At 74.2% G+C, this 18,075-nt stretch carries 17 protein-coding genes; 14 read left to right on the forward strand and 3 right to left on the reverse strand.

What is annotated here, in order from left to right; translation table 11 throughout:
- The first annotated feature begins 48 nt into the window (after positions 1-48).
- Positions 49-1,023 carry an NAD(P)H-quinone oxidoreductase gene (locus tag ABH931_RS01955; RefSeq protein ID WP_370109169.1) on the forward strand — a complete coding sequence of 325 codons (975 nt, stop codon included), beginning with the start codon at positions 49-51 and terminating at the stop codon, positions 1,021-1,023.
- A gap of 4 nt (positions 1,024-1,027) precedes the next feature.
- Here the strand turns inward: ABH931_RS01955 and ABH931_RS01960 are convergent, their stop codons facing one another.
- Positions 1,028-1,282, reverse strand: coding sequence for a hypothetical protein (locus ABH931_RS01960; protein WP_370109171.1), 255 nt, complete (start codon positions 1,280-1,282; stop codon positions 1,028-1,030).
- A 222-nt stretch (positions 1,283-1,504) separates the two neighbouring features.
- Between ABH931_RS01960 and ABH931_RS01965 the strand changes: the two genes are divergently transcribed.
- Positions 1,505-2,656: an acyl-CoA dehydrogenase family protein gene (locus tag ABH931_RS01965; RefSeq protein ID WP_370109174.1), complete on the forward strand. Its 1,152-nt coding sequence runs from the start codon at positions 1,505-1,507 to the stop codon at positions 2,654-2,656.
- A gap of 4 nt (positions 2,657-2,660) precedes the next feature.
- On the opposite strand, the gene ABH931_RS01970 is transcribed toward ABH931_RS01965, so the two are convergent.
- The gene (locus tag ABH931_RS01970; RefSeq protein WP_370109177.1) at positions 2,661-4,505 is read right to left on the reverse strand and encodes an amino acid adenylation domain-containing protein; all 1,845 of its coding nucleotides are present in this window, start codon (positions 4,503-4,505) and stop codon (positions 2,661-2,663) included.
- 265 nt (positions 4,506-4,770) lie between these two features.
- Between ABH931_RS01970 and ABH931_RS01975 the strand changes: the two genes are divergently transcribed.
- From ABH931_RS01975 to ABH931_RS02015, 9 genes are all read left to right on the forward strand, one after another.
- The gene (locus tag ABH931_RS01975; protein WP_370109178.1) at positions 4,771-5,700 is read left to right on the forward strand and encodes a 3-oxoacyl-[acyl-carrier-protein] synthase III C-terminal domain-containing protein; all 930 of its coding nucleotides are present in this window, start codon (positions 4,771-4,773) and stop codon (positions 5,698-5,700) included.
- A 116-nt stretch (positions 5,701-5,816) separates the two neighbouring features.
- Positions 5,817-7,196 (forward strand): ATP-grasp domain-containing protein, encoded by a 1,380-nt coding sequence (locus ABH931_RS01980; protein ID WP_370109181.1) that lies wholly within the window; start codon positions 5,817-5,819, stop codon positions 7,194-7,196.
- Positions 7,193-8,527 carry a type III PLP-dependent enzyme gene (locus ABH931_RS01985; protein ID WP_370109183.1) on the forward strand — a complete coding sequence of 445 codons (1,335 nt, stop codon included), beginning with the start codon at positions 7,193-7,195 and terminating at the stop codon, positions 8,525-8,527. Before ABH931_RS01980 ends, ABH931_RS01985 begins: the two co-directional genes overlap by 4 nt.
- Positions 8,524-8,808 carry an acyl carrier protein gene (locus ABH931_RS01990; RefSeq protein ID WP_370109185.1) on the forward strand — a complete coding sequence of 95 codons (285 nt, stop codon included), beginning with the start codon at positions 8,524-8,526 and terminating at the stop codon, positions 8,806-8,808. The genes ABH931_RS01985 and ABH931_RS01990 overlap by 4 nt, the downstream gene beginning before the upstream one ends.
- A 25-nt stretch (positions 8,809-8,833) precedes the next feature.
- Positions 8,834-9,568 carry a hypothetical protein gene (locus ABH931_RS01995; RefSeq protein WP_370109187.1) on the forward strand — a complete coding sequence of 245 codons (735 nt, stop codon included), beginning with the start codon at positions 8,834-8,836 and terminating at the stop codon, positions 9,566-9,568.
- Positions 9,565-10,899 carry an MATE family efflux transporter gene (locus ABH931_RS02000; RefSeq protein ID WP_370109188.1) on the forward strand — a complete coding sequence of 445 codons (1,335 nt, stop codon included), beginning with the start codon at positions 9,565-9,567 and terminating at the stop codon, positions 10,897-10,899. The genes ABH931_RS01995 and ABH931_RS02000 overlap by 4 nt, the downstream gene beginning before the upstream one ends.
- A complete protein-coding gene (locus ABH931_RS02005) occupies positions 10,896-11,546 on the forward strand; it encodes a 4'-phosphopantetheinyl transferase superfamily protein (protein ID WP_370109189.1) in 651 nt (216 codons plus the stop codon). Before ABH931_RS02000 ends, ABH931_RS02005 begins: the two co-directional genes overlap by 4 nt.
- Positions 11,543-12,889 (forward strand): condensation domain-containing protein, encoded by a 1,347-nt coding sequence (locus tag ABH931_RS02010; RefSeq protein WP_370109191.1) that lies wholly within the window; start codon positions 11,543-11,545, stop codon positions 12,887-12,889. The genes ABH931_RS02005 and ABH931_RS02010 overlap by 4 nt, the downstream gene beginning before the upstream one ends.
- A 7-nt stretch (positions 12,890-12,896) precedes the next feature.
- The gene (locus ABH931_RS02015) at positions 12,897-13,997 is read left to right on the forward strand and encodes a polysaccharide deacetylase family protein (protein WP_370109192.1); all 1,101 of its coding nucleotides are present in this window, start codon (positions 12,897-12,899) and stop codon (positions 13,995-13,997) included.
- On the opposite strand, the gene ABH931_RS02020 is transcribed toward ABH931_RS02015, so the two are convergent.
- The gene (locus ABH931_RS02020) at positions 13,957-14,826 is read right to left on the reverse strand and encodes a LuxR C-terminal-related transcriptional regulator (protein WP_370109194.1); all 870 of its coding nucleotides are present in this window, start codon (positions 14,824-14,826) and stop codon (positions 13,957-13,959) included. The two genes, ABH931_RS02015 and ABH931_RS02020, sit on opposite strands and share 41 nt — an antisense overlap.
- Positions 14,827-14,925: 99 nt before the next feature.
- On the opposite strand from ABH931_RS02020, the gene ABH931_RS02025 reads away from it, so the two are divergent.
- The 3 genes from ABH931_RS02025 to ABH931_RS02035 all read left to right on the forward strand — a co-directional run bounded on the left by ABH931_RS02025 (position 14,926) and on the right by ABH931_RS02035 (position 18,028).
- Positions 14,926-15,756 carry a hypothetical protein gene (locus ABH931_RS02025; RefSeq protein ID WP_370109196.1) on the forward strand — a complete coding sequence of 277 codons (831 nt, stop codon included), beginning with the start codon at positions 14,926-14,928 and terminating at the stop codon, positions 15,754-15,756.
- Between the two features lie 94 nt (positions 15,757-15,850).
- Positions 15,851-16,408 (forward strand): bacterial proteasome activator family protein, encoded by a 558-nt coding sequence (locus ABH931_RS02030; RefSeq protein WP_370109198.1) that lies wholly within the window; start codon positions 15,851-15,853, stop codon positions 16,406-16,408.
- Between the two features lie 108 nt (positions 16,409-16,516).
- Positions 16,517-18,028 carry a protein kinase gene (locus ABH931_RS02035; RefSeq protein WP_370109200.1) on the forward strand — a complete coding sequence of 504 codons (1,512 nt, stop codon included), beginning with the start codon at positions 16,517-16,519 and terminating at the stop codon, positions 18,026-18,028.
- Positions 18,029-18,075 lie beyond the last annotated feature (47 nt).

Raw genomic sequence — 18,075 nt, forward strand, 5'->3', positions numbered from 1 at the left:
CGGCACGGGGTGCGGGTGCCCGGCGGGGCGGCGCGGTAGCGTCGGGCCATGCGAGCGATCACGATCGAGACGCCGGGTGGCCCGGAGGCACTGGTTCTGCGCGAGGTCCCCGATCCGGTGCCGGGTCCGGGCGAGGTGCTGGTCGAGGTGACGGCCACGGCGGTCAACCGCGCCGACGTGCTTCAGCGCCAGGGCTTCTACGACCCCCCGCCGGGCGCGTCCCGCTACCCGGGACTGGAGTGCTCCGGCCGCGTCGCGGCCCTCGGCGAGGGCGTCGTCGGCTGGTCCGTCGGCGACGAGGTCTGCGCCCTCCTGGCCGGCGGCGGCTACGCCGAGAAGGTCGCCGTCCCGGTGGGTCAGCTGCTCCCGGCCCCGAAGGGCGTCGACCTGGTCACGGCCGGCGGCCTGCCCGAGGTCGTCTGCACGGTGTGGTCCAACGTCTTCCAGGTGTGCCATCTGCGGCCGGGGGAGACGCTGCTGGTCCACGGCGGGTCGTCGGGGATCGGCACGATGGCGATCCAGCTGGGCAAGGCGATCGGCGCGCGGGTCGCGGTGACGGCGGGCTCGGCCGAGAAGCTGGCCGCGTGCGCGGAGCTGGGCGCGGACGTGCTGGTCAACTACCGCGAGCAGGACTTCGTGGCGGAACTGGCCGCGCTGGGCGGCGCGGACGTGATCCTCGACGTGGTCGGCGCGAAGTACCTGGACCGCAACATCGACGCGCTGGCCCTGAACGGACGGCTCGTCATCATCGGTATGCAGGGCGGGGTGAAGGCGGACCTGAACATCGCCAAGCTGATGGCCAAGCGCGGCGCGGTCGCGGCGACCTCCCTGCGGGCGCGCCCGCTGGAGGAGAAGGCGGCCGTGGTCGCCTCCGTCCGCGAGCACGTCTGGCCGCTGATCGAGTCCGGCGTGGTGAAGCCGGTCATCGACCGGGTCTTCCCGCTCGCGGAGGCGGCGGAGGCCCACCGCCTGATGGAGTCCAGCACCCACATCGGCAAGATCCTGCTGCAGGTCCTCGGCTGAGGGTTCAGACGATCGACGGGGCGGCGATCGCCAGGGCGATGCCGAGGATGAAGGCCGTGACGGTGAGCAGGAGGTACTTGGTGCCCTCCGGGCCCGCCCAGGACTTCTCCTTGCTGTTCGCGTAGCGGAACTCTTCCGGGTGCTGTGCGATCCAGCGGTTGCCGGCCCGCGCCCCGCGGATGCTCCACCTGGTGATCAGCCAGGCCGTGAGGGCGAAGTCCGCCGCCCACCAGAGCCATCTCGCCGTCTCGTGGTTCATTTCTGCTCCCCCGTGCTGTCGGTCCCGGCAGCCTACCCACGCGGCGGTCAGCCGGGGGCGATCAGGTGGGCGACGGCGGCGGGGAGGGGGCCCTGAGTGTCCTCTCGGGAGGACAAGCACCCTGGGCCCCGCCCGAGGTTGCCCGCCCGTCGCCCGGGACCGCTACGCTGCCCCCGCACGGCCCTGTTGTCTAGACCTCTTGGCGCTGGAAAGGGTACGCGGATGCAGGAGCACGTCCTCGACCAGGAGCACCGGGACTTCGCCGCGATGGTGCGGGCGTTCGTCGACCGGGAGGTTGCCCCCTTCCACGACGCCTGGGAGCGACAAGGACTGGTGGACCGTCAGGTCTGGCGCGCGGCGGGCAAGGCCGGACTGCTCGGGTTCGACGTCCCGGCGGAGTACGGCGGGGGCGGGACCGAAGACGTCCGCTACCCCGTGCTGCTGGCCGAGGAGTTGATCCGGGCAGGTGCCACCGGGCTGGGGTTCGCGCTGCACAACGACGTGGTCGGGCCGTATCTGAACGCCCTGGCCACCGAGGAGCAGAAGCGGCGCTGGCTGCCCGGGTTCTGTTCCGGCGAGCTGGTCACGGCCGTCGCGATCACCGAGCCCGCCGCCGGGAGCGACCTTCAGGCGCTGACGACCAGCGCCGTCCCCGCCCCCGACGGGGACGGCTTCGTGCTGAACGGGTCGAAGACCTTTGTCACCAACGGCATCCACGCCGATCTGGTCATCGTCGCCGCGCGCACCGAGCCGGAGGACCGGCTGCGCGGCGGGCTCAGTCTGCTGGTCGTGGAGCGGGGAATGCCCGGCTTCGAACGCGGCCGGCCGCTGGAGAAGCTCGGACGGCACGCGCAGGACACCGCCGAGCTGTTCTTCGACGACGTGCGGGTGCCGGCGGCGAACCTGCTGGGGCGGCGCGGTCACGGATTGCGGCACCTGCGCGAGCACCTGGTGCGGGAGCGGCTCAGCATCGCGGCCTCGGCCGTGGCGGGCGCGGAGACGGTGTTCGCGGAGACGCTGGAGTACTGCCGCACCCGCACCGCCTTCGGGCAGCCGATCGGCAGCTTCCAGCACAACCGCTTCGAACTGGCGGAGATGTCCACCGAGATCGACATCGCCCGCACCTACGTGGATCGCTGCCTGCTCGACCACAACGCGGGCCGCCGCGATCCGGTGACGGCGGCCCGGGCCAAGTGGTGGACCACGGACCTGCAACGGCGCGTGGTCGACCGCTGCCTCCAACTGCACGGTGGATACGGCTACATGCGCGAGCAGTCGGTGGCCCGGGCCTTCGTCGACACCCGGATGATGCCGATCTACGGCGGCACCAACGAGGTGATGAAGGAACTGATCGGCCGCTCCCTCGGAGTGTGAGGGCTCAGCCGCCGCGGGCCGAGGAGACGAGGTCGGCGATCTCGCCGACCGTCGTCGCGTCGAGCAGGTCGTCCGGGGAGACGTCGACGCCGAAGCGTTCGTCCAGCCGGCCCGCGAGCTGCATCAGGTTGAGCGAGGTGGCCCCGAGGTCGGCCGGATCGTCCTGTGGACGGACGTCGGGGACGGAGAGGATCTGGCCGAGGAGGGCGCAGATCTCGGCCGTCAGCCCGTCCGAGGACGCGGCAGGGGAGACGGGGGAGGCGGGCAGCGGCGCGGGCAGTGCGGCGCGGTCGACCTTGCCGTGCGGGGTGAGCGGGAACGCGTCCAGGGCGACGACCAGGCTGGGCACCAGCGCCCCCGGCAGCCGGCCGCGCCCGAAGGCGCGGACCTCGGCCGGGTCGGGGGCCGGGACGCCCGTCTCCGGGACGACGTAGGCGACCAGCGCGGCGCCGCCCGCGTCGCCCTGCTCGTGGACGGCGACGCAGACCCCGGCGACGCCGGGCATCGCGCTCAGCGCGGCCTCCACCTCGCCGAGTTCGATCCGGCGCCCGTTGACCTTGACCTGCCCGTCCGCCCGGCCGAGGAACTCCAGCGTGCCGTCCGCGCGCCGGCGGCAGTGGTCGCCGGTCCGGTACATCAGCGCGCCGTCCTCGCGGCCCGGCTCCGGGACGAAGCGCTCGGCCGTCAGCTCCGGCCGGTTCGGGTAGCCCTCGGCGAGACCGGCCCCGGCGATGCACAACTCGCCGGCCTCGCCCGGTCCGACGGGACCGAGGTCCGGCCCGAGCAGGTGCAGCCGGGTGTTGGCGATGGGCAGGCCGAGCGAGACCGCCTCCACGTGGACGGGGACCTGCCAGAGCGTGGAGAGCACGGTGGTCTCCGTCGGGCCGTAACCGTTGAACAGCGCGGCGACGCGTCCGCGCAGCTCCTGGGCCAGGTTCACGCCGAGGCTCTCGCCGCCGACCATGGCGACCAGGTGCGGCGCGTCGAAGCCCGCGTCGAGCAGCAGACGCCACTGGGACGGGACCGCCTGCATCCGGGTCACCCCGAGCCCGTCGACCAGCCCCACGAGGCGGCGCGGGTCACGCAGCTCCTGCGCCGTCGGCAGCACCAGCTCGGCTCCGGTGGCCAGCGGCACGCAGAACTCGGCCATGGCGATGTCGAACCCGGCGGCGGCCATCGCCATCCACCGGTCCCCGGGCTCGCACGGCATCTCCCGCGCGAGCTCCAGCACCACGTTGAGCAGCGCGCGGTGACCCGTCAGCACGCCTTTGGGGAGCCCGGTCGACCCGGATGTGTAGATCAGGTAGGCGGCGTCCCCGGCTCCGCCAGGTGCCTCGGCGGCCCCGCCCGTGCCGGAGGCGACCGCAGTCGCGGATCTCGCCCCGCCGGAGGCCTCTGGGGCGTCGAGGAGGAGCCGGGGTGTCGCCGGCTCCGCCGGCAGGCGGTGGCGCAGGTCGGAGCGGGTGAGGGCGAGGGACGCGGCGGAGTCGGCGAGGAGGTGGGTGATGCGCTCGGCCGGGTAGTCGAGGTCGACCGGGAGGTGGACGCCGCCGGACTTCCAGACCGCGAGCAGGGCGACCAGCAGGTCGGGCGAGCGGTCCAGGCAGACGGCGACGCGGGTGCCCGCGCCCACGCCGCGGGCGCGGAGGGTGGTCGCCAGGCGCTCCGCCGCTGCGTCGAGTTCGCCGTAGGTCAGGCGCGCGGACCCGCAGCGCAGCGCGGGCGCTGAGGGTTCGGCGGCGGCGCGGGACTCGAAGAGTCCGAGGACCGTGGTGTCGGGCAGCACCCGCACCGGTCCGCAACGGTGCTGTGCGGCAGGCGGGTTGAGCACGGCGATGCTGTCGGGCATGGATCGGCTCCGCTCTCGAAAGGCTCCGGCGGGCTGGAGTCTAGAGCGTGGTCTGGACCAATTGGTGGCCAATTCCGGGCTTCCGGTGCTGGTCGGGGTGGACACCTGGGGCCATGGCCCCAGGTGTCCACCGGAATACCCTTCCGGGCGGCCGCAGCGGCGTTGAAGGATGGCGAAGGCGCCACGGGGGGTCGGGCGCCGACGCTGCATCAGAGGGGGACTCTGACGTGAACGGGAATCTTCGACTGCACGACATGGGCTGGCAGTGACCGCCCTGACCGAGGTGGCCCGCTGGATCCCCGAACAACAGGTGGAGATCGCCGATCTGGCTCCCGAGCTGGGCATCCCGCCGCACGAACTGCGGATCTTCCGACGCTACCTCGACCTGCACCGGGTCCGCCTGGCGCCCGACAAGGACCTGCGCGGCCTGATGGTCGCCGCCGCGCGCTCGCTGAGCGGACTGCGCGGCAACGAGCACCGCGTGCGCTACGTGCTCGCCGGGCGGACGCTCGCCACGGCGGGTCCGGCGGACCGCAACGCGCTGCACGAGGCCTGCGCGGACCTCGGCCTCACCCACGCCGTCGCGATGACGGTCAACCAGCAGGCCTGTGCGTCCGGGCTGATGGCCGTCGACCTCGCCGGACGGCTGCTCGCCGCCGACGGCGACGAGGACGCGCTGGCGCTCGTGCTCACCGGCGAGAAGGCCGACTTCCCGGCCAGCCGCATGATCCCCGGCACCACCGTGATGGGCGAGGCCGCCGCGGCCTGCCTGGTCCGGGCCGGCGGCGGGCGCGACGAGCTGCTCGGCTACGCCGCGCACACCCACGGCGAGTACCACCGGGTGGAAGCGGCCGGGGACGTCGCCGACCGCTTCGGCGACCAGTACGTCCCGATGCTGGTCGCCGCGATGACCGACGCGGTCGAACAGGCCGGGCTGGGCTTCGCGGACCTCGCGCTCGTGCTGCCGCACAACGTCAACCGCTACTCCTGGAGCCGGGTCTGCCGCACGATCGGCCTTCCGCTCGACCGGGTCTTCCTCGACAACGTGCCCGAGCTCGGGCACGCGTTCGGCGCGGACGCGTTCGTCAACCACGCCGACGCGAGCAGCCGGGGCCGACTCGCCTCGGGTGACCACTACCTGATGGCCGGGGTCGGCCTGGGCGCGACCTTCGCCGCCATGGTCTTCCGCCACTAGGGCGGGACAGACCCGGAACCCCCACACCACACCGTCGATCGCACGGGCGCGGACCGCCGCGCCCGCGTCCGGGCGCGCCCGCGCGCTCCGGGCCCGTACATGAGGAGTGAACCGAGGTGTTTCTCACGGGTGTGAAGGAGGCCTGCACCGGGGCCCCGGACACGCCGATGGTCCTGCTGGGCAACTTCGCCGTCGAGGACGAGTGGGCCAGGGGCGAGGCCGGTCTGCCCGCCGTGGCCACCCGGGCGTCGGCCGCCGTCGCCAACCGGATGGACGAGTTCGCCCTGCTGCTCGGCGGCGAGGGTGACCACGTCGTGCTCAAGGCCGCGCCCGACCCCGGTTTCCTGGTGTATCTGCGCGAACTCGGCCTGGAACTGCCGCGGGTGCTGGTCGCCGACGTCACCGAACCCGGCCGGAGCGTCAGCGAGGACGTGCTGGCCTCGCCCGAGCTGCTGTCCGCGCTGCGCGAGCTCGGCGACGCGGGCGCGCGGTTGTGGCCGCACGGCATGTCGGCCGTCGAGGAGCGGATCTGCGCCCGGACCGGCCTCGCCCCGGCACTGCCCGGCGCGGCCGTGGCCAAGGCCGTCAACGGCAAGATCTACAGTCGCCGGGTCGCCGACGAGCTCGGCATCCGGCAGGTGCGCGGCTGGGAGTGCGAGACGGTCGGCGCCCTCGCGGCGGCCGCGCGCGAGGCGTCCGCCGTGCTCGCCGCCGGCGGCCGGATCGGCGTCAAGGACGCCTACGGCGTCTCGGGCAAGGGCATCGCCGTCGTCGACGACCCGGCGAGGCTCGACCGGCTGGTGCGGATGGTCACCCGGAGGGCCGAGCGGTCGGGCGAGGAGCGCGTCGCCCTCGTGGTGGAGCAGTGGGCCGCCAAGGCGACCGACCTGACCTGCCACTTCACCCTCGCCCGGGACGGCTCGGTGCGCTTCGACTTCGTCAAGGAGGCGCTGATCGCCCAGGGCGTGAGCGTGGGCCACCGGATGCCCGCCAGGATCACCCCCGCGCACCGCGCGACCGTCGAGGAGGTGGCCCACGCCCTCGGCAAACGCCTGGCCGCCGACGGCTACCACGGCGTGGTCGGCGTGGACGCGATGGTCGAGCAGGACGGCGGGCTGCTGCCCGTCGTGGAGATCAACGCCCGCAACAACATGGCGACCTACCAGACCCGCCTGCAGGAGCGGTTCGTGCCGGACGGCACGGTCGCCCTGGCCCGTCAGTACCGGCTGCGGCTGCGCGAGCCCCTCGCCTTCGACGACCTGCGGACCTGGCTCGACGGCCTGCTCTTCGCGACCGGCCCCGGCTCCGGCCGGGGCCTGCTGGTCGACGGCTTCGCCACCGTCAACGCCGCGCAGCATGCGGGCGCGCCCGGCGAGCCGTTCACCGGACGGCTGCACGGGCTGGTGATCGCCGGCACCCAGGCCGAGGCCGAGGAGTGGGACGCCGCCGTCGCCCGCCGGCTGGCCGCCCTCGGAACCGAAGGAGAGACCGCATGAGCGCCACCCGCGGACACGCGATCCAGGGCCTGCCGACCGCCGAGCTGGCCGCCGAGTTCGGCACCCCGCTCTACCTCTACGACGGTGAGGTGATCGAGCGCCAGTTCCGCGGCCTGCGCGAGCGGCTGCACCCGGACGTCGAGGTCTTCTTCTCGCTCAAGGCCAACCCCAACGTCACCGTCTGCGCCCTGCTGCACTCCCTCGGCGCGCGCACCGAGGTCTCCTCGCTGGTGGAGCTGGAGACGGTGCTGGCCGTCGGCGTGCCCGCCGAGCAGATCCTCTTTCTGGGGCCGGGCAAGAGCGAGACCGAGATCGAGGCCTGCCTCAAGGCCGGCATCCTCGCCCTGATCTGCGAGTCCTTCGACGAACTCGCGCTGATCGACCGGACCGCCGAGCGCCTCGGCGTCGTGGCCCGCGTCGTGCTGCGGGTCAACCCGAGCTTCCAGGTCAAGGGTTCGGGCCTGACCATGGGCGGCAAGCCGCGCCAGTTCGGCATCGACGAGGAGCAGGTGCTGGCCACGACGGGCCTGGCCACCGCGCACCGCTCGGTGCGGCTGACCGGCGTCCAGGCCTACCTGGGCACCCGGTTCCTCTCCGAACAGACGCTGACCCGCAACACCGAGCGCATTCTCGACCTGGCCGAACGCGTCGCCGACCGGCTGGAGTTCGAGCTGGAGCTGGTGGACGTCGGCGGCGGCCTCGGCGTCGCCTACTTCGCCGGCGAGCAGGACCTGGACGTCGACCTGCTCGTCGCCGGGATCAACCCCGTCGTCGACGCCTTTCGCGCCCGCCACCCGCACACCCGGCTGGCGATGGAGCTCGGCCGCTACCTGGTCGCCCACAGCGGCCTGTACGTGACCGCCGTGCGCTCGGTGAAGGAGTCCCTGGGCGAGCGGTTCGCGGTCGCCGACGGCGGCACCAACCACCACCTCACCGCCGTCGGCATCGGCTCCGCGATCCGGCGCAACTTCCCCATGCGGCTGCTCAACCGGGACGGTGCGGCCCCAAGTGCCCGCTGGAACGTCACCGGCCCGCTCTGCACTCCCAGCGACACCCTCGGCAAGGGCGTCGACCTCCCCGCCGACCTGCGCGTCGGGGACCTGATCGGGGTGGAGCGCTCCGGCGCCTACGGGCCCACCGCCTCGCCCGTCTTCTTCCTCAGCCACGGCTACCCGGCCGAGGTGCTGGTCCACCGCGGCCGGGCCCGCCTGATCCGCCGCCGCGACCAGGTTGAGGACCTCCTCGGTCCGCAGATCCTGCACGACCTCGAAGAGTCCCCGTCCCCGTCATCGTCCCCGTCATCGTCACCGTCCGAACGGAGTTCCTCATGACCGCGCTCGTTCCCGCCGACCCCGCGACCCTCGACAGCAGAAGAGAGGACGTCGTCCACGCGGTCGTCGCCGCGCTCGCCGAGGTGCTCGGCCGTGAGCTGCCCGGCGTCACCGGGACGACGCGCCTCTTCGACGACCTGAACGTCGACTCCACCGGCGTGCTGGGTCTGCTCATGGGCCTGGAGGACGGCCTCGACATCGAGGTCGACACCGACGAACTGGAGCAGCACCACCTGGAGAGCGTCGGCGCGTTGGCGGACTACCTGCTCGCGTACCTGTAGGGCGAGGGCATCGGGGAGCGCCGCTGTGAACGCACGCGTGGAGCAGATCCTGATCCTGCCCGTCGACACCCTCCCGGGGCACGGGCCCGACACCCGGATGATGCGGGAGTACGCCGAGCGCGCCGCCTTCTTCGAGCCGGGGGCCGAGGAGGGCTCGTGGCTCGCCCGCGGCCGCGGGGTGACCTTCGAGGAGATGGTCGAGCTGGCGGCCAAGGCCGTCGACCCGGCCGAACCGGTGGACCTCGCCGTCACCGTGGCCGCCACGGCGGACTGCGGCGACATGGGCTACCCCGGCAGCCTGCTCGGCCACCTGCTGCCGGGGCGGCCGACCGTGCTGGGTCTCGCCGACCAAGGCGTGGCCGGTCCGTTCACGGCCGTGCGCGTCGCCGCCGACCGGATCGCCCGCGGCGACGCCGGGCGGGCGGTCGTGCTGGTCCTGGAGCAGTGCCGAGTGCCGTCCGAGGTCCGCCCGGCACGGGACCGCGCGGTCCTCGTCGTCCTCGGCGGACGTGGGACGCACGCCGTCGAGGCGGTGGAGGTCCGGCGCGGTGCGTTCGACGGCCCGCCGAGGCACCGGCTGGTCACCTCCGCGCGCGGGGAGATCCCGGGCGACGAGGGCGCCACGGGCGTCTGGGCGGCGCTGGCCGAGCGCTGGCCGGACCTCGCCGGAACCTCAGTGACGGTCCGCGCCCGCGAGGAGGGGCTCGGCTACGGCTGCCGCCTCGATCTCGCCGCCTCCCTGCCCGGGGAGCCGCGGTGACACCGGCGCCGACCCGGACGACCGCCCCGGACGGTGCGGTGGAGGCGGTGACCGTCCCGATCCGCAAGGAGATCGCCGACGTCGCGAACCCGGTCGCGTTCGGGGCGGTCGTCTGGGTGGGCGGCCAGTCGGTGGTGGCCGCGCTGCTCGGGCACCTCGGCGGCGACGCGCTCTACGTGCGCGGCCTGCTGGTTCCCGTCGGCTTGCTGTTCGTCGCGCTTCAGGAGGCGCTGGAGGTCGTCACCCAGGTCGGCACCGCCCGCTGCCTGGGTCGCGGCGACGTGACCGCACTGCGCGGGCTCTGCCTGCGCCTCGGCGGCGTCGGCCTGGTCGGCTGCGGTGCGGTCGGCGTCGCCGTCTCGCTGGCCGCGCCCGCGCTCGCCGCGCTGCTCCACGTCCCGCCCGGCGCGGCGGACGACTTCGTCGCCGTGCTGAGCTGGACCGCGCTGGTGACGGCGCTGGGCGTGCCGGTCAACGTCGCCACCGCGATGCTGCGCGGCGGCGGCCGGCCCCGCGCGGGCGCGGCGCTGACCTTCGTCGTGGTGTGCGTGCAGATCGCCGGGGTATGGCTGTTCGGCGTGCACGGCGGGCTCGGAGTGTTCAGCCTGCCGTGGGCGACCGGGACCTCGGTGGCGTGCGGCGCCGTCCTCGGCGCGGTGTTGCTGCGGGGCGGGGTGCGGGTCCCGGGCGGCGCCGAGAGCGGGGGTCCGCCGGTGGACGCGCGGGCGTTGGTGCTGGGCGTCGGCCTGCCGATCGCCGCCACGTACGTGATGCTGAGCGCGAGCAACTTCGTGGTCGAGTGGATCCTCACGCCCTTCGGCGCGCGGACCGTCGCCGGCTACGGCGCGGCGGTCACCGTCCAGTCCGTGGCCGTCGTCCCGGCCCTGGCCCTCGGCACGGCGGCGGCGGTCACCGCGAACCGCCGCTGGTCCGCACTCCGCGCGGCCCACCGCGCGGGCCTGCGGATCGCGCTCGGGGCGTACGCGCTGATCGCGCTGACCGCGCTGCTGGCGGCGGAGCCGATCGGGCACGCGATGGCGTCCGACGGTGCGGTGGCGGCGGAGGTGACGGCGTTCCTGCGGATCATGGGGCCGTCGTTCCTGGGGTTCGGACTGGTCCTGTTCCAGCTCACCTTCCTGGAACAGACAGGCTCGGGCCGCCTGGCGGCGACGGTGAACCTCTGCTACTTCGCGACGACGCTCACCGTCGGGGGTTTGCTGGCACGGACGTTGGGCGACCCGCACGCGCTGTACGTGGTCTGGGCGGCGGCGAACGTCCTCGGCGTGCCGCTGGTCACCCTGCTGACGTCGCGCAGGACAGGATCGCGATGAGGGTGGAGCTCTGGCAGTTGCCCTGGCCGCCCTCACCTCAGGGGCGCGAGGCTCTGCCGATATGCGGCTCCGCCGCGGGGCGCGACAATCCCCCGGCCTTCGGCCGGGAGGTAGCCCCTCCGGCGTGCGGATGGTCCCCCGGTGACAGCGCCGTCCACATAGGGGAGTTGCTCGCGCCCACGCGGCGGAGCCGCACGTGTCGCAGCCGCGCGCCCCTGGACAGTGCGACAAGCCGGGGTCCGCATGGAAAGCCAGGCCCCCTCCTCCCGGACGGTCCCCACTGGAACCTGAGTCACAGCGGGGCGCACGCCCTCCTCGCCCTCTCCTGGGACGGCCCCCTCGGGGTCGACATCCAGGAGGTGCGGGACCGGCCGGACCCGCACCGAGCGGCGAAGCGCTTCCTCTCCGCCGCCGAGTACGACGACGTCGTCACCTCCGCCGATCCCGCCCGCGCGTACCACCGCGCGCTCTGCCGGAAGGAGGCGTGGGTGAAGGCCGACGGCGGCCGGCTGCTGGACGCGCTGCGCCTGCCCACCCCGGCGGAGGTCGTCGACCTCGACGCGCCTCCCGGCTATGTCGCCGCCCTCGCCGTCACCGACGGCCGCACGCCACGGATTCTTCGACACTCCGGGAAGGGAACCCCATGAGCACGGACCAGTTGGTGCGACTCCGCGTCGCCGCCGCGCGCAGCCGCACCGCGCCCGCCACCTGGGGGCAGCAGGCGATCTGGGACGCGGTGGCCGGGCTCGGCGCCGACGCGCCGCGCTACAACGTCGCGCTGCCGCTCGCGGTCGAGCCGGGGCGGCCCGTGGCCGCGATGCTGGAGGACCTGACCGGGCTGCTGCACCTGCACGACTCGCTGCGGACCCGGCTGCTGCCGGACGACTCCGGCCGCCTGATCCAGCATCTGGACGCGGAGGGGGAGTTGCCGGTCGTGCTGCGGCCGGGAGACCCGGACGCGCTGTTCGCGGAGCTGCTCGGCCTGCCGTTCGACACGGCGCGGGAGTGGCCGTTGCGTGTCGGGTTGGTCGAGGTGGACGGGCTCGTGCGGCACCTGGTGCTGGTGCTCTCCCACACCGCGACCGACGGCTGGGGCGTGCGGCGGCTGCACCAGGACCTGATCGACCTCTCGGCAGGCCTCTCCGTGCCGCGGATCCGGGCGCTGCGCCCGTCCCTCCAGCCCGCCGACGAGGCGGTCCTGCAGCAGTCCCCGCGCGGGCGGCGCCGTGACGAGGCTGCTCGGCGTTACTGGTGCGAGCGGTTGGTGAGCGGGCCGGGACGGCTGTTCGAGGGCAGCCGCGACACCGCCGATCCTGAGCGGCTGCTGCCCAACGCGCGGTTGCACTCGCCCGCGCTGGCGCAGGCGGTCGCCCAGGTGGCGGCGGGACGCGGGGTCAGTGGCTCGTCCGTGCTGCTGGCGGCGGTCGCCGCGCGGCAGGCGCAACTGTCGGGTGGCGGGGAGGCGCTGCTGCAGGTGGTGGTCAACAACCGGTTCCGGCCCGGGACGGCGCAGGCCGTCAGCACCCTGGCGCAGGAGGGGCTGTTCCATCTGCCTGCCGCCGACCGGCCGTTCGCTGACCTGCTGGGCCGGGCCCAGAGCGCCGCCTTCACCGCTTACCGTCACGCCGCCTACGACAAGCGGCTGTTGGACCAGGACATCGCCCGGCTGCGCCAAGAGCCGGGCGGGGTCGCCGACATCTCCTGCACCTTCAACGACGCCCGGATCGTCCGCGCCGACGCGCTGCCCGCCGCGGACGAGGTGGTGCCGCTCACCCGGCTGCGCGAGCGGACCCGGCTGACGTGGCCGGTCGAGTTCCCGCAGCGCGGGCCCGCGTTCACCTTCGCCATGGACGCCCTGCTGGTCCCGGACGCGGTGGAGCTCGCGCTGACCGCTGACGCGGCGCTGCTGCCTCGGACCGGCATGGAGTCGTTCCTGCTGGGCATCGAGGAACTGGTCCTCGCCGAGGCGAGAGCGCTGGGCCATGAGTGACGGGGCCATGAGTGACAGGGCCACGAGTGAGCCGACCCACGTCGCCGGGATCGCCTGGACCGCAGACGGCTACGAAGCCGTGGTCCTCGACGCGGCGGGCGGGCCGGCCGCCGTGCCGACGCGCTGGGGTGCGGCGCGCGTCGCCGAACTGGCCGGGTGGCTGCGGGGCTTCGGGCCCGGCCTCGCCGTCGTCGTGGACAGCACCAACGGCTTGCTCGACGGCCCGCTGACCGCCGCCGGGCTGGACGTGCGCCGGGCCGATCCGTGGACACTGCCCGGTCGCCCGGCCTTCGGTTCGGTCTCCGCGTCGGCCCTGGCCGAGCGCGCCCGGCGGGCGCCCGCGTCGTTGGCCCGGCTCACCGTCGCGAGCGGCAGCCTGGCCGGGCGGGAGGCGGAGTTCGAGGCGGGGGTGGCCGACGGCGAGGAGCTGCGGGCCAGGCTCACCGCGGCGGGACGCTGCGTGCAGCACGGGCGGCGCGACCGGCCGCAGGTCGCGCTGACCTTCGACGACGGCCCCGATCCGGTCCTGACCCGGACGATCCTCGCCGCGCTGGCCCGGCACCGGGCGCGGGCGACCTTCTTCTGTGTCGGACTGCACGTCGCGGCGCTGCCCGACGAGGTGCGGCGGATCGCGGAGGCCGGGCACGAGCTGGGCAACCACTCCTGGTCCCACCCGTTCCTGCCCGATCTGACGCCGTCCCAGCTGTGCGAGCAGATCGACCGGACCGGCGAGGCGATCGCGCGGGTGACCGGCGCGGAGCCGACCCGTTTCCGGCCGCCCTACGGATCGCAGACCCCGCAGGTGCTGGCCACGCTGGCCGGCCGGCCGACGACGGTCACGCTCTGGGACGTCGACTCGCGCGACTGGGCCCGGCCGGGGCCGGAGCGGATCGCGGCCACCGTGCTGGAGGCGGTGCGGCCGGGTTCGGTGGTGCTGCTGCACGAGGGCGGCGGGGACCGGCGGCAGACCGCGGCGGCCCTGCCGGCCGTGCTGGACGGGCTCCTGGAACGCGGTCTGGAACCGGTGACCCTCGGCGAGCTCTTCGACGGGAGCCTCGGGGCCCTGATCAGCCGTCCACCGGCAGCCAGCCCCGCTGCACCGCTTTGACGCCCGCCTCGAACCTGCTGCCCGCCTCCAGCCGTTCCAGCAGCGCGGCGGTGATCCGCCGGGCCGTCCGGGGGGAGACTCCCAGACGTTTGGCGATGCCGCCGAGGGTGAGGCCCGTCGCCATCAGCCGCAGCGTGGCCAGCTCCTGGGTGGTCAGCTCGCGCTCCTCGCCCCGGGCGGTCCGGGGCCGCGGGCCCGGCGCCGCGACCGCCAGGGCGTCGCCCTCGGCCCAGACGGACTCGAACAGCGCGCAGAGGGCCGCGACGATCCCGGAGACGGTGACGACGACCGCGCCCAGGCCGGTGTCCTGGCTGTCGGTGGGGAGGACGGCGGTGTTCCGGTCGATGACCAGCATCCGGGTCGGCAGGGTGGCCACGGTCCGCACCTGCCCGCCGTGGTCCGCGAGCCACTGCGCGTGCGCGAGGGTGGGCGGATGGGTGCGGATGCTGGTCAGGTAGACCGTGCGCAGCCGCACCCCGCGGTCCAGCAGGGCCGCGTTCAGCGGGCGGGAGGCGCGCATGTTGTCGTCCGTCTGGGCGCCGTCGGGGGCGAAGCTCAGCAGTTCCTCGGCGACGTCCCGGCTCAGCGCTGCTAAGCGCTCGCGGATCTCGTCGATCCCGGTCAGCACCTCCAGGCCCGCCCGGCCCCCGGGTGAGCCCGGCCCCGCCGTCTCGGCGGCCAGCCGCGCGGTGGCCTCGCGCGCCAGGGCGAGCTGCCGGGCGTGCTCCAGCAGCAGCGTCTCCTGCCGTGCCATCAGCACGTCCGTCGAGAGCAGCTCCGCCAGCCTCCGGCGCGCGTCCGGGCCCGGCGGCTCCTGTGGGTTCGCCATGTCCGGATTGTGGCATCCGGATCAGAGAAGGTCTAGACCATCTCTGAATGGCCTAGTGAGGCTTGCCGCGCGGCGGACGCGGTGTCCTAATTGCCACATATGAGTGCTTTGTCGGGCCTGGGGACGGGGGCCGCGCGGGCTGCCGGAACGGCCCTCGCGGCGGGTCTGCTGGTGGCCGCGGCCGTCACGCCCGTCTGGGCGCTGGGGGCCGCCGACGCCGAGGGGTCGGTCCCCCTCAAGGCGAAGCCCGGCGGGGCGCGCGCCTCGCATCCAACCGGCTCGCATCCGATCGGCTCGCACCTGACCGCGCGGCCCGGCGCCCACAGGCCGGTCGACGTGACCGTCCGGCTGCCGGACGGCCGCCTGCTGCACTTCACCTCCGTCCCGTCCGAGACGGGCGGGGCGCCCGGCTCGGGTGCCCCCGCCTCCGGCCCGTCCTCCGGGCCCGGTCCGTCCTCGACCACGTCCCCGCCCCCGTCCGGGGCCTCGGAGCCGCCGGGCGGCGACGGCTCCGCGAGCGCCGTGCCGGTGCCGGTGGTCAGCTCCCTCTTTCCCTCGCCCGTGGCCTCCGGCTCGCCCTCCCACCGCAGGCCCAGGCCGACGTCCAGGCCCTCCAGGGGCGCGGTGCCCGCGCACCCCGCGGTGACGCCCCAGGCGGCGCAGGGCTCCGGCGCCCCCGCCGTCGCACCCCAGCAGGGCGGCGACGCGGTCCCTCCGCCGGCCGGGGCCGACCGCCCCGCGTCCACCGTCCCGCCGCCGCTGGGACCGCAGGCGGTCCTCCAGCCCGACGCCTACAAGGCCAGGCTCGCCGACCCGCACACCACCTCGGTGGCCGACTCGCTGGCCCGTCGCGGCCTCCTCCTCGGCGTCGGCCTCGCCCTGATCGGCACGGGCGCCGCGCTCTTCGGCTGGCGTATCCGCAGGCTCTGACCTCGGCGCGGCTCGCGGTGGCCAGAGGAGGGCGCACACGTGTTCTGGTGAATATCACGCCCTCTTGACACCCCCGTAAGACAGAATGACCTTCATGAACAGCCCCAGCCAGCGGCCCGAAGACGGCCCTCACGTTCTGATCGTCGGTCCCGACGGCCTGCCGGTCGGCGGTGGCAACTCCCTCGAGAGCGGCGGCGGTGGCGGTGACGCCAGAGAGCTGCCGATCACGGAGATGGTCGAGCAGCCCGCCAAGGTCATGCGGATCGGCAGCATGATCAAGCAGCTGCTCGAGGAGGTGCGCATGGCGCCCCTCGACGAGGCCAGCCGCGTGCGGCTCAAGGAGATCCACGCCAGCTCCGTCAAGGAGCTGGAGCAGGGCCTCGCGCCGGAGCTGGTGGAGGAGCTGGAGCGGCTCTCGCTCCCCTTCACCGAGGACGCCATCCCCAGCGAGGCGGAGCTCCGCATCGCGCAGGCGCAGCTCGTCGGCTGGCTGGAGGGTCTCTTCCACGGCATCCAGACGGCGCTCTTCGCCCAGCAGATGGCCGCGCGGGCCCAGCTGGAGCAGATGCGCCGCGCCCTCCCGCCCGGTGCCCCCGGGCACGAGGAGGGCGACGAGGGCCACGGCGGGATCCGTTCGGGTCCCTACCTGTAAGCACGCCGAGCAGGGCGTGAACCCGGCTGTTTCCCGCCCTGCTCATCGCGCTAACGTTGGCCCCTGACGGCGTACCAGTGGGGCGCCCGGTTGGGGGAGCGAGAGCGCATGAGCGAGCACGGCGGCGCGGGCGACACCGGACGGACTGTGGGTCACGGCCGTTACGTGCTGCGGGAGTTGCTCGGTCAGGGCGGCATGGCCACGGTCCACCTGGGCGACGACACCGTGCTCGACCGGCCCGTCGCCGTGAAGACGATGCTCGGCGACATGAGCCGCGAGCCCTCCTTCCGCGAGCGGTTCCGCCGCGAGGCGCAGGCCGTGGCCCGGCTCAACCACACCAACATCGTCGCCGTCTACGACAGCGGCGAGGACGAGCAGGACGGCACGCAGGTCCCGTTCATCGTCATGGAGTACGTCGAGGGCTCCTCGCTCAGCTCCGTGCTGCGCCGCGACATCTCCGCCCACGGCGCGATGCCGACCGACAAGGCCCTGAAGATCACCGCGGACGTGCTGGCCGCCCTCGCGGCCTCGCACGAGCAGGGCCTGGTCCACCGCGACATCAAGCCCGCCAACGTCATGCTGACCAAGCGCGACGTGGTCAAGGTGATGGACTTCGGCATCGCCCGCGCGATGCAGTCCGGCGTCACCTCGATGACCCAGACGGGCATGGTCGTCGGCACACCCCAGTACCTCTCCCCGGAGCAGGCGCTCGGCAAGTCCGTCGACGCGCGCTCCGACCTGTACTCCGTCGGGTGCATGCTCTTCGAGCTGCTGACCGGGCGGCTGCCGTTCGAGTCCGAGTCGGCGCTCGGCATGGCCTACCAGCACGTCCAGGAGACGCCGCCGGCGCCGTCCAGCGTGAACGCGGCGGTTCCGCTCGCGGTGGACGCGCTGGTCGCGCGGGCGCTGCGGAAGGAGCCGGCACACCGCTTCCAGTCCGCCGACGAGATGCGCGAGGAGTGCCTGCGCGTCGCCCAGGGCGCGACCGGCGTCGGCGTCCCGCCGCAGATGACCGGCGAGGGCGGCCCGCGGCTGAGCAACGTCGGCGGCTCGGGCCAGAACGCGGTCTTCCCGCAGGCCCAGGGCCCCCTCAACACCCCCTACCCGCAGGGCGTCCCGCAGACCCCGCCGCCGTACGCGCAGCACCCGCAGACGCCGCCGCCCTACGCGCAGCGCCCGAACACCCCGCCGCCGTACGCCCAGCGCCCGCAGACCCCGCCGCCCTACGCGCAGCGTCCGCAGACGCCCCCGCCGTACGACCGGCGCCCGCAGACCCCGCCGCCGTTCCCGCAACAGACGCCGCCGCCGTACCCGCAGCGGCCCACCCCGCCGCCCATGGCGACGCCGCGGCCGATGGCCGCGCCCACGCCCCAGCCGTTCGTGGCGCGGCCGCCGATGCCCCCGGTGCAGAAGCCGTACGTGCCCTCCGGCGCCGCGCCGACGACGGCCGCGAGCGGCTGCGGACGGCTCGCGATCATCCTGCTGATCATCGGCGCGGTGGTGATCGGCCTGATCATCGTGCTCGCGCTGATCGGCATGAACGCCTCGAACAGCTCGTCCAACGGAATGGGCCTGCTCACGCATGCGGTGGCCGTCAACGGGACAAGCACCAGCCCGTGAGAGGCTCCGCATCCGCTGCCGGAAACCGGTAGCGTGCACAGGAGGTG

This window comes from Streptacidiphilus sp. MAP12-33 (genome assembly GCF_041261265.1).
Taxonomy (GTDB): Bacteria; Actinomycetota; Actinomycetes; order Streptomycetales; family Streptomycetaceae; genus Streptacidiphilus.

Coding starts and splice junctions, on each gene's coding strand:
- ABH931_RS01955 (WP_370109169.1), top strand. CDS start 49: ATGCGAGCGATCACGATCGAGACGCCGGGTGGCCCGGAGGCACTGGTT.
- ABH931_RS01960 (WP_370109171.1), bottom strand. CDS start 1,282: ATGAACCACGAGACGGCGAGATGGCTCTGGTGGGCGGCGGACTTCGCC.
- ABH931_RS01965 (WP_370109174.1), top strand. CDS start 1,505: ATGCAGGAGCACGTCCTCGACCAGGAGCACCGGGACTTCGCCGCGATG.
- ABH931_RS01970 (WP_370109177.1), bottom strand. CDS start 4,505: ATGCCCGACAGCATCGCCGTGCTCAACCCGCCTGCCGCACAGCACCGT.
- ABH931_RS01985 (WP_370109183.1), top strand. CDS start 7,193: ATGAGCGCCACCCGCGGACACGCGATCCAGGGCCTGCCGACCGCCGAG.
- ABH931_RS01990 (WP_370109185.1), top strand. CDS start 8,524: ATGACCGCGCTCGTTCCCGCCGACCCCGCGACCCTCGACAGCAGAAGA.
- ABH931_RS02005 (WP_370109189.1), top strand. CDS start 10,896: ATGAGGGTGGAGCTCTGGCAGTTGCCCTGGCCGCCCTCACCTCAGGGG.
- ABH931_RS02010 (WP_370109191.1), top strand. CDS start 11,543: ATGAGCACGGACCAGTTGGTGCGACTCCGCGTCGCCGCCGCGCGCAGC.
- ABH931_RS02015 (WP_370109192.1), top strand. CDS start 12,897: ATGAGTGACAGGGCCACGAGTGAGCCGACCCACGTCGCCGGGATCGCC.
- ABH931_RS02020 (WP_370109194.1), bottom strand. CDS start 14,826: ATGGCGAACCCACAGGAGCCGCCGGGCCCGGACGCGCGCCGGAGGCTG.
- ABH931_RS02025 (WP_370109196.1), top strand. CDS start 14,926: ATGAGTGCTTTGTCGGGCCTGGGGACGGGGGCCGCGCGGGCTGCCGGA.
- ABH931_RS02030 (WP_370109198.1), top strand. CDS start 15,851: ATGAACAGCCCCAGCCAGCGGCCCGAAGACGGCCCTCACGTTCTGATC.
- ABH931_RS02035 (WP_370109200.1), top strand. CDS start 16,517: ATGAGCGAGCACGGCGGCGCGGGCGACACCGGACGGACTGTGGGTCAC.